Source organism: Dyella halodurans (assembly GCF_026283925.1).
GTDB classification, from domain to species: Bacteria; Pseudomonadota; Gammaproteobacteria; order Xanthomonadales; family Rhodanobacteraceae; genus Dyella; species Dyella halodurans.
Map to the genome: position 1 here is coordinate 1 of NZ_JAPDPF010000022.1, position 1,383 is coordinate 1,383.

Annotated in this window: 1 protein-coding gene; it reads right to left on the reverse strand. The window is 63.9% G+C overall.

Going from position 1 to position 1,383, the window contains the following annotated elements:
• Positions 1-261: 261 nt before the first annotated feature.
• Positions 262-1,293: an IS110 family RNA-guided transposase gene (locus tag OUZ49_RS20885; RefSeq protein WP_266152549.1), complete on the reverse strand. Its 1,032-nt coding sequence runs from the start codon at positions 1,291-1,293 to the stop codon at positions 262-264.
• Positions 1,294-1,383: the final 90 nt, after the last annotated feature.

A 1,383-nucleotide genomic window follows, 5' to 3' on the forward strand; every position in this document is an offset into this window, starting at 1 on the left:
GGTCCGTATATGGACTCCTCCCCTGTTGCAAGCATCCCGCAGCTCTGGCGTCCGTGTCGACTGCAAACGTATATCCGGCCTCCGCCACCCTCACTCCGGGGGATGCTGGGCCTTGATGAGCTAGTCGCGCGCCGGCTCCCAATCGCTTTGTCGTGCTCGTGGCACGTGGACCTTTCAGGGTTTTGCCAACGCCGGTCCGACCGGTTCGTCATCGTGCAGGGTGCTTCGCAATCGTAAGGAAGGGCTGTTCGGACGGTTCTCTCAGGCGGCCGCCAAAGCCGGTTGATAGTCAGTGCCATGACGCAGCATGGCCCAGGCCATGCGCGCCGTCTTGTTGGCCAGCGCCACGCAGGCCACGTTCGGATGGGATCGCTCCGCCAGGCGGGTCACCCATCGGCTTAAGGCATCGTCCTTGCTGGCTGCCGTGCGCAGCATCGCGCGGGCGCCATGCACCAGCAGCGCGCGCACATACGCGTTACCGCGCTTGCTAATACCGAGTAGCTTTTCCTTGCCGCCCGAGCTGTGTTGCGCTGGCGTCAGGCCCAGTGAGGCGGCCAGTTGCCGACCGTTGGTGTATTGCCGGGCATCGCCCATCGCCGCCACCAATGCCGTGGCGATCATCGGCCCCACCCCACGCAGCTGCTGCAGGCGAACCGCCGCCGCGTCGGTTTTGGCCATGATGGTGATCTCCCGCTCGAGCTCGGCCACACGCTCATCCAGCAGCACCAAGTCGCGCCACAAGCCGTCGAGCAAGTGGCGGAAGCGCACACTCAAGCCGTTGTCTGGATCCTCCAGCCAGCGCGGAATCGCGCAGCGCAGGGATGACAGCTCCTTCGGCGCCACCAGGCCGTACTCGGCCACCAGGCCACGGATCTGATTGCCTTTGGCCGTCCGTTGCTCCACCAGTCCAGTGCGAATGCGGTGCACGGCCTGCATATCCTGTTGCTCTACCGTCTTGATCGGCACGAAGGTCATGCTCGGTCGACTCATCGCTTCGCAGATGCCTTGCGCATCCCTGGCATCGTTCTTGTTGCGCGGTATGTACGGCTTCACATACTGGGGCGCCATCAGCTTCACGCGAAAGCCGCGCGCCTGCAGTTGCCGAGCCCAGTGATGGGCACCGCCACAGGCCTCCATGCCGATCTCACATCCGGGCTCTGCCACCTCGGTCACCGCCTGCAGCCACCGATCTCGCGGCAACCGCTTGCGCCACACCGCCTTCTCACGGTGATCCACACCGTGGACCTGAAACACGTTCTTGGCCAGATCGACCCCAATGCGCTTAAGCTTCATGGGTGGACTCCTCTTCGCCGTTGACTGGTGTATCGCAGCTCCAGTCTGGCACTCGATGCCGAAGGCGGGGAGGAGTCCATCTCATTGCTT

Excerpts from the sequence above, each read along its gene's own strand:
- OUZ49_RS20885 (WP_266152549.1), bottom strand. The coding sequence starts at position 1,293 with ATGAAGCTTAAGCGCATTGGGGTCGATCTGGCCAAGAACGTGTTTCAG.